Source organism: Hydrogenophaga sp. (assembly GCF_026125785.1).
GTDB lineage: Bacteria > Pseudomonadota > Gammaproteobacteria > Burkholderiales > Burkholderiaceae_C > Hydrogenophaga.
Genome location: NZ_JAHCKL010000029.1, coordinates 40,041 through 46,124, shown reverse-complemented (window position 1 = coordinate 46,124; position 6,084 = coordinate 40,041). Strand labels below are relative to the sequence as shown.

8 protein-coding genes are annotated in these 6,084 nt (G+C 68.7%); 2 read left to right on the top strand and 6 right to left on the bottom strand.

From position 1 onward, the window contains the following. Positions 1 to 408 (top strand): GMC oxidoreductase (locus KIT53_RS19040; protein ID WP_297755980.1); only part of this gene is annotated, 408 nt, incomplete at its 5' end. 271 nt (positions 409 to 679) lie between these two features. Continuing rightward, positions 680 to 1,312, top strand: coding sequence for an N-acetyltransferase (locus KIT53_RS19035; RefSeq protein ID WP_297755979.1), 633 nt, complete (start codon positions 680 to 682; stop codon positions 1,310 to 1,312). 7 nt (positions 1,313 to 1,319) lie between these two features. Here KIT53_RS19035 and KIT53_RS19030 read toward each other — a convergent pair whose 3' ends face one another. From KIT53_RS19030 to KIT53_RS19005, 6 genes are all read right to left on the bottom strand, one after another. Further along, positions 1,320 to 2,153 carry a phytanoyl-CoA dioxygenase family protein gene (locus tag KIT53_RS19030; protein WP_297755978.1) on the bottom strand — a complete coding sequence of 278 codons (834 nt, stop codon included), beginning with the start codon at positions 2,151 to 2,153 and terminating at the stop codon, positions 1,320 to 1,322. Positions 2,154 to 2,181: 28 nt separating this feature from the next. Continuing rightward, positions 2,182 to 3,465, bottom strand: coding sequence for a TRAP transporter large permease (locus KIT53_RS19025; RefSeq protein WP_297755977.1), 1,284 nt, complete (start codon positions 3,463 to 3,465; stop codon positions 2,182 to 2,184). 17 nt (positions 3,466 to 3,482) lie between these two features. Beyond that, the gene (locus tag KIT53_RS19020; protein ID WP_297755976.1) at positions 3,483 to 4,001 is read right to left on the bottom strand and encodes a TRAP transporter small permease; all 519 of its coding nucleotides are present in this window, start codon (positions 3,999 to 4,001) and stop codon (positions 3,483 to 3,485) included. 28 nt (positions 4,002 to 4,029) lie between these two features. Next, on the bottom strand, positions 4,030 to 5,022 hold the full coding sequence (locus KIT53_RS19015; protein ID WP_297755975.1) for a TRAP transporter substrate-binding protein: 993 nt from the start codon (positions 5,020 to 5,022) through the stop codon (positions 4,030 to 4,032). A 75-nt stretch (positions 5,023 to 5,097) separates the two neighbouring features. Beyond that, entirely contained in the window at positions 5,098 to 5,607 is a 510-nt protein-coding gene (locus KIT53_RS19010; RefSeq protein WP_297755973.1) for a MaoC/PaaZ C-terminal domain-containing protein, read from the bottom strand. Beyond that, entirely contained in the window at positions 5,604 to 6,062 is a 459-nt protein-coding gene (locus tag KIT53_RS19005; protein ID WP_297755985.1) for a dihydrodipicolinate synthase family protein, read from the bottom strand. The genes KIT53_RS19010 and KIT53_RS19005 overlap by 4 nt, the downstream gene beginning before the upstream one ends. Positions 6,063 to 6,084 lie beyond the last annotated feature (22 nt).

Genomic DNA, 6,084 nt, shown 5'->3' with positions numbered 1-6,084 from the left:
AACCCCGCCAGCGCGCCCCTGATTCGCCCCAACTACCTCAGCACCGAGGAAGACCGCCGCTTCTTCGTCAACGCCATGCGCAAGCTGCGCGCGCTGCTGCATTCCGGTCCGCTGGGCGACATGATCAGCGAGGAATACACGCCGGGCCCCGCTGTGCAAAGCGACGAGCAGATGCTCGACTTCGTGCGCGCCACCGCCAGCACCTGCTTCCATCCGTGCGGCACCTGCCGCATGGGAGGCGATGCCGACTCGGTGGTCGATCCTGCGCTGCGTGTGCGCGGCGTCAGCGGCCTGCGCGTGGCCGACGCGTCCATCATGCCGCGCATCACCTCCGGCAACATCAACGCGCCCAGCCTGATGATCGGCGAGAAGGCGGCGGCGACCCTGCTGGCCGATCACACGCCGTAGACGGGCTACTCGGCGTGCGCTGCAGCAGGCACCACGTGGATGCAGACGCCGCGATCCTGCTGCATGGCCGCCAGGTTGGCGAGTTCGCTGGTCGTGGCATTGCCTAGGCGTGGATGCGCGGATGCGTGGATGGGGATTGGGGCATGCCGGCCTCTTGTGGGATGCGGGTTTTCGCTGGTCCGCCGCGCCTGAGCAATACCGCACCCCGCGCGTGCGACATCGCCTCGCCACTACCATCCGGGCGCTTTCTGTTTCCCGAGGTGTGGTGTCCATGGCCCTGTTGTCCTTGCCCTTTCCCTGGCCGCCCCTGCCCGCGCGCGCCAGCCGGACCGAGCTGCGCATCGACGTGGCGCGGCCTACGCAACCGGTGGCCGATGCGCTGGAGAACCTGCACGCACGCCTGCACACGCCCGGCGACAGCTTGCAGGGCATCCCGTCGATCGGGCTGGGCGACCCGGACCTGGTGGTGCGCTACCGCGAGGCCGATGGCGAGTTCTACCTGTACGTGGAAGACCTGCGCCACCGCCGGCTGGCGGGCTACACGGTGTTCAACCGGCTCGTGGAACTGGACCGCCGGGCCGATCGCCATCTGCGCGCGCCGCACTCCAACTACGCCGCGCCTTACCAGCGCCGCGGCCTGGCCAGTGCGCTCTACCGCTGGGGCCTGGGCGCCGGCCTGTGCCTGATCACCGGCGCGCGGCAGTCGCCGGGGGCGCATGCGCTGTGGCGCGCGCTGGCGCGGGACCACGAACTGGGCTGCGTGCGCCTGGCCGATCGGCGCCTGACCTATCTCGGGACCGAGGTGCCGCCCGCGGTGCTGGAAGACCTGCACACCCGCATGTTCCTGCTGGGGCGGGGCTGGACGCTGGCGCGTTTCGCGCACGAGACCGGCATGCGCCTCTGAAACGGCCTCAGGCTTTCATGGCCGGTTGTTCCTTGTGGTCGGCGCCGTACATGTTGCGGTTGCGCAGTTCCACCGCGTGGGCATGCGCGGCGCGGGCGGCTTCGTCGAGGTCGGCGCGTGGATAGGGTTCGGGGTCGAAGTGGCCGTGCCGGTCCACGCCGCGCACCAGCAGGGCCGACTCTCGCATGGCCGTGCTGCGCACCGACGTGGCGATGTAGCGCGCAGCGATGCCCACGCGCGCGTCGCGGCCGGTGTTGCGCCCGGAGGCATGCAGCGCGCGGCTGTCGTGGATGGAGGCTTCGCCGGCGCGCAGGAGCACGTCCACCGCGTGGGTCTCGTCGATGCCCTGGGCCATCTGGCCGCTGATGAGCATGTTGTCGGCGCTGGGCGCGCTCACGATGGGCCGGCGCGCCTCCAGGTGGCTGCCGGGGATGTAGCGCAGCGGGCCGTTGTCGGGGCCGACGTCGGAGAGCGCGATCCACACCGTGGTCTGGATCTCGGGTTCGATGTGCCAGTAGGTGTCGTCGACGTGCCAGGGCACGTAGCGGCCGTCGCCGGGCTGCTTGATGAAGAACTCGGTTGACCAGAGCAGGATGTCCGGCCCGATGATTTTTTCCACCAGGTCCAGCACGCCGGGTTCGCTGGCCAGCTCGGCCAGCCAGGTGAAGAGCAGATGCGGCTTCTGGGTGTAGATACCGGAGAAGCGGCCACCCAGCGCGGCCTGCGAGGCCTCCAGCCGGCGGCGGTAGCTCGCGGCCTTGTCGCTGTCGATCACGCGCAGGGGGAAGGTGTAGCCATCGGCGTGGTAGCGCTCCAGCGGAGCGGGCAGGGGAGTGGTCATCGGGGGTCTCCTTCAGGGGGTGTGGTGGTCAGGTGCCCATCAGCAGGCGGGGCAGCGCGAGGCCGACGGAGGGCACGTAGGTGATCAGGATGAGAACGGCCAGCATCACCAGCACCGGGCCAACGATGCGGCGGGCCACTTGCATGATGCTGCGTCCGGCCACGGTGGCCGCCACGTAGAGCGCGATGCCGTAGGGCGGGGTGATCAGGCCGATGGTGAGGTTGAACACCACCACCAGGCAGAAGTGCACCGGGTCGATGCCATAGCCCACCGCCATGGGCAGCAGCATGGGCACCAGGATCAGGATGGCCGCGATGCTTTCCATGAACATGCCCACGACCAGCAGCAGGATGTTGACGAACAGCAGGAAGGTCCAGGGGCTGTCGCTGATGGAGCGCAACAGCCCTTGCAGGGCGGCGGGGATCTGCGCGGCCGAGACCAGCCAGGAGAACACGGCGGCCGAGGCGAGGATGATCATCACGCTGGCGGACACCGCGGAGGCGCGCAGGATCAGCGGCACGATGGCGCTGAACTTGAGTTCGCGGTAGACGAACAGGCCGACGATCATGCCGTAGAAGACCGCGATCGCGGCCGCCTCGGTGGGCGTGAAGGCGCCGCCCACCAGGCCGCCGACCACGATGGCCGGCATGCCGATGGCCGGCAGCGCGTCCACGAAGCTGCTGCGCAGCCGCTGCAGCGAGAAGGCTTCCGTGGGCAGGTACTGCGGACCGCCGCGGCGCGCGAACACGTAGCACAGCGTGAGCAGGCCGAAGGCGGTCAGCAGGCCCGGCAGCACGCCGGCCAGAAAGAGCTGGCCCACCGATACGTTGGCGATGGCGGCGATCACCACCATCAGCAGGCTGGGCGGGATGACCGAGGCCAGAGAGCCGCCAGCGGCGATCACCGCGGCCGCGAAGTCCACGTCGTAGCGCCGCTTCCTGACCACCGGCTGCATGATGGAAGAGATGGCGGCCGTGTCGGCCGATCCGGAGCCGGAGATAGCGGCCAGGCCGGTGGAGGCAACCACCGAGACCAGCAGCACGCTGCCGGTGATCCAGCCGACCAGGGCTTCGGCCAACGCCACGATGCGCCGCGAGATGCCGCCGGCATCCATGACCAGCCCCGCGAACACGAAGAACGGGATCGCCATGATCATGAAGCTGTCCAGGCCGGCGTACATGCGTTGGGCCACGATGGCCACCGGCACTTCCATGATCAGGGTAAGGATGGCCAGCGAAGACACGCCGAGCGCGAAGACGATGGGTGCGCCGCAGATCAGCAGCACCAGGAAAAGAATGAGGGCGAGCGCCACGGCAGGGTCCGTTCCGGTTAGAGGGTGTGTTCGGCGACCACGGGGGCCACTGTTTCGCCGCGCCACTGGCGCACCGTCAGCGCGACGACCTCGACGGCGAAGTAGATCGGGCCGACGAACAGGCCGGCGTACGGCACGGCCATGGGCAGGCCAAGGGATGGCGTGGTCTGCGCCAGGCCGCGTTCGAAGATGGGCACCGCGCCGACCACGATGGACATGAGGAAGACCAGGCCCAGGCCGGATCCGATGAGCAGCATGGCGCGCTGCACGGGCCGGGGCAGCAGGTTGACCAGTGCGTCCACGCGCGCATGCAGATCCTGCCGGGCCGCCAGGCCGGCTCCCACCAGCACCATCCAGATCTGCGCCATGGTGGCCAGCTCGGACGAGGCCGCGATCGAGTAGTTGAAGATGTAGCGGCCACCGACCTCGGCCCAGACCGAGACTGTCATGACGATGAAGCAGATGACGACCCAGGCGGTGGCGACGGCGCGCACCGCCTGGAGCACGGCACCCAGGGCACTGGCTGAGGTTTTCATGGCCGGTTCCGGTTCCTGGCGGTGGGGTTCAGGGCGCGGTCACCACCGAGAACAGTTTCTTCTGCCCATCGGTCTTGATGAACTGGTCGTACACCTTGGCCACCGCCTTGCGGAACTCGGCCACGTCGGGCTGCGTGACGTTGACCTTGGCGGCCTTGAGCGCCTGCAGGCGTTCGACGTCGCTGCGCGCGTACTCGGCGCGTTCCACGCGGGCCGATGCGCGGCCCGCGTCGAGCAGCACCTTCTGCACGTCTGCGGGCAGCGCCTTGAAGCGCGACTCGGCCATGATGAAGGGGGACACCAGCACGTTCCAGGACACCATGGCCCAGTTCGGCGAGACCTCGTAGAACTTCTGCGCGTGGTAGTTGGTGTTGGCGGCCTCGGCCCCGTCGACCACGCCACTCTGCAGGGCACCGTAGAGCTCGCCGTAGGCCAGCGGCGTCGGGTTGGCGCCCAGCATCTTGAAGGTTTCGACGTGGGCGTTGTTCTGCATCACGCGGATCTTCTGGCCCTTGAGGTCGGCGAGGGAGTTCACCGGCTTCTTGGTCATGATGTGGCGCGTGCCGGCGGTGTACAGGCCCAGCAGCACGTACCCCTTCTTGGCCACGGCCTCGGCCACGGCGTCGGTCAGCGGGCCGTCGAACATGCGCTCCACATGGTCCGGGCCGCGGAACAGGAAGGGCATGTCCAGCGCCACCAGGTCCGGCACGAAGTTGGTGAGCACCGCGTTGCTGGGGTTGGCCATGTCAACCAGGCCAAGCTGCAGGCCTTCGGTGACCTCGCGTTCGTTGCCGAGCTGGTTGTTGGGGAAGATGTTCACGGTGACGCGCCCGTTCGTGCCCTCCTTCACGCGGCGCGCGAAGTCGGCCATGCCGACCTGGAACGGTTCGGTGGGCGCGGCCGAGTGCGATGCCTTCAGGGTGATGTTCTGGGCGAGGGCCGGCAGGGCGGTGCCCAGCAGGGCGGCTGCGGCGGCGGCCACCAGCAGTGGGCGGCGGGAGAGGCGGATGCGCAGGGACATGGTGATCTCCAAGGGGTTGCGGTGAGAGGGGAGGGGCGAAGGAAAAGGACAGGAAGGCATGCGCGAACAATGCGCTCAGGCAGAGACAGGGCGCCGGATCAGCAGCGCGGCGTGCGTGGAACTGACAGCGACCTCGCCCTGGGCGTTGCACAGGTCGACCTGCTCGGTCACGATGCCGTGCGTGCCCTTGCTGGACAGCCGGGCCTCGATGAAGGTGACGCGCACGTGCACGGCCTCGCCGCTGACAACGGCCTTGCGAAAACGCACCGCGTCCCAGCCCAGGGAAGCGACCGAGGTGGACTCGTACAGGCCCAGCTCGGACTTCAGGCCTTCCATCAGCGACAGGCTGAACAGCCCGTGCGCGATGCGGCGCGGAAAGCCCATGGTCTGCGCGAAGGCGTCGTCGGTGTGCAGCGGATGGTGGTCGTGCGTGAGGTCGCCGAAGCGTTGGATGTCGTCGTTGGTGACCACGTGTTCTCGGGTGCGGAAGCGCTGGCCCACCACGATGTCCTCGTAGTACAGGCTCTGCGGCAGGCGCTGGCTCACCACCTCGTGGCTGCCCGGTCGCATGGCGGCGCCGTTCATGCCGGCACCTTCAGCAGGTCGAGGTCGGCCAGGGCCTTGCGCAGGCGTGGCAGGGCCGCTGAGGGCAGGGGCAGGCGTGGCGGCCGCGGATGGCCCACCGGCATGCCGACCAGGCCGAGCGCGGTCTTGGTGGCGGAGACATAGAGGTCGCCCGCCAGGGCGTCGATCAGCGGCATGAGCCGGCGGTAGAGCGCAAAGCCCGGGCCGATCTCGGGCCGGTTCACCGTGAGTTCGTACAGCTCGCGCGAGAGCGCGGGCGCGATGTTGCCCATCACTGAGACATAGCCTTTGGCGCCGCAGCGGTAGGCCTCCCACGGCTTGTAGCCGGCAAACACCGTCATGCGCTCACCGCAGAGGTCCATGATCCGCACGCCCCGCTGGGGGTCGCCGCTGGACTCCTTGATGTAGCGCACCGTGTCGATGGTGCTCAGGCGCGCGACCAGCTCGGCGCTCAGATCTCCATCACCTCTTCATCCG

What these genes read in the sequence shown, in the direction of transcription:
- KIT53_RS19035 (WP_297755979.1), top strand. Translation starts at nt 680, where the DNA reads ATGGCCCTGTTGTCCTTGCCCTTTCCCTGGCCGCCCCTGCCCGCGCGC.
- KIT53_RS19030 (WP_297755978.1), bottom strand. Translation starts at nt 2,153, where the DNA reads ATGACCACTCCCCTGCCCGCTCCGCTGGAGCGCTACCACGCCGATGGC.
- KIT53_RS19020 (WP_297755976.1), bottom strand. Translation starts at nt 4,001, where the DNA reads ATGAAAACCTCAGCCAGTGCCCTGGGTGCCGTGCTCCAGGCGGTGCGC.
- KIT53_RS19015 (WP_297755975.1), bottom strand. Translation starts at nt 5,022, where the DNA reads ATGTCCCTGCGCATCCGCCTCTCCCGCCGCCCACTGCTGGTGGCCGCC.
- KIT53_RS19010 (WP_297755973.1), bottom strand. Translation starts at nt 5,607, where the DNA reads ATGAACGGCGCCGCCATGCGACCGGGCAGCCACGAGGTGGTGAGCCAG.